At 63.6% G+C, this 1,446-nt stretch carries 1 protein-coding gene; it reads left to right on the forward strand.

What is annotated here, in order from left to right:
• A partial coding sequence (locus EN750_RS34090) for an efflux RND transporter permease subunit (protein WP_145968188.1) occupies positions 1 to 1,446 on the forward strand: 1,446 nt, incomplete at both ends.

Here is a 1,446-nt window from a genome sequence, read left to right on the forward strand (position 1 = left end):
GATCAAGCAGTTCGCCACCATCGCCGGCATCGATTCCATTTCGACGACGAACTCGCTTGGCCAGACCTCGATCGCCATCCAGTTCGTGCTCAACCGCGACATCGACGCGGCAGCAGCCGACGTACAGGCGGCGATCGCGCGCACGCAGAAATCATTGCCGCCGCAGATGACGGCGCCGCCGAGCTATCGCAAGGTCAATCCGGCCGACGCGCCGATCCTTTTGATGTCGCTGGTCAGCGACACGGTTCCGCTGACCGATCTCGATGCTTTCGCGGAAAATGTCATCTCGCCGTCGCTGTCGACCATAGACGGCGTGGCGCAGGTCTCGATCTTCGGCCAACAGAAATACGCGGTGCGCATCCAGATCGACCCGACCGCGCTTGCCGCGCGCGGCATCTCGATCGATCAGCTGCAGGCGGCGGTCGCCTCGGCCAACAGCAACACGCCGCTCGGCGTGCTGCAGAACGACAAGCAGCAGCTTACCATCACCGCCAACACGCAGCTGACCGACGCCGCCGGCTTCTCCAACATCATCATCGCCACCAAAAACGGTCACCCCGTGCGGTTGGGCGAGGTGACCCGTGTGGTCGATTCGGTGCAGACGACGACCACGGCGAGCTGGTATGACGGTACGCGCGCGATCATCATGGCGGTGCAGCGCCAGCCCGACGCCAACACCGTCGACGTCGTCGACAAGGTCAAGGCCATGCTGCCGTCCTTCAAGGACCAGATGCCGGCCGCCGCCGACATCAAGCTGCTTAACGACCGCTCCAGTTCGATCCGTCAGGCCGTCGATGACGTCCAGTTCACGCTGCTGTTGACCATCGCGCTGGTGGTCATGGTGATCTTCGTGTTCCTGCGCCGGGTGACGGCGACCATCATCCCGGCCGTGGCGGTGCCGATCTCGCTGATCGCCACGCTCGGCGCGATGATCCTGTTCGGCTTTTCCATCGACAACATATCGCTGATGGGCCTGACGCTGGCGGTCGGCCTCGTCGTCGACGATGCCATCGTGATGCTCGAAAACATCTTCCGCCATATGGAGGAGGACGGGCTGTCGGCCTTCGACGCATCGCTGAAGGGCGCGCGCGAAATCGGCTTCACCATCATTTCGATCTCGATCTCTCTGGTGGCGGTGTTCATCCCCGTGCTGCTGATGGGTGGCGTCATCGGGCGCATCTTCAACGAGTTCGCCGTCGTGGTGACGGTCGCCATCCTGGCGTCGATGTTCGTGTCGCTGACGCTGACGCCGATGCTGTGCTCGCGGCTGCTGTCGGTGACCAAAGCCGACCGCGACAAGCATGGCCCCGGCCACAAGCCGGACCTCGTCACCCGCGGCTACGACAGGGTCTTGAGCTTCTGCCTGCGGCACACCTTCCTGGTGTTCCTCGTCTTCGTCGGCACCGCGGCAGCGTCGGTGTGGCTGATCCAGACTTCGCCGAAGGG

Source organism: Mesorhizobium sp. M7A.F.Ca.ET.027.03.2.1 (assembly GCF_003999175.1).
Classification (GTDB): Bacteria; Pseudomonadota; Alphaproteobacteria; order Rhizobiales; family Rhizobiaceae; genus Mesorhizobium.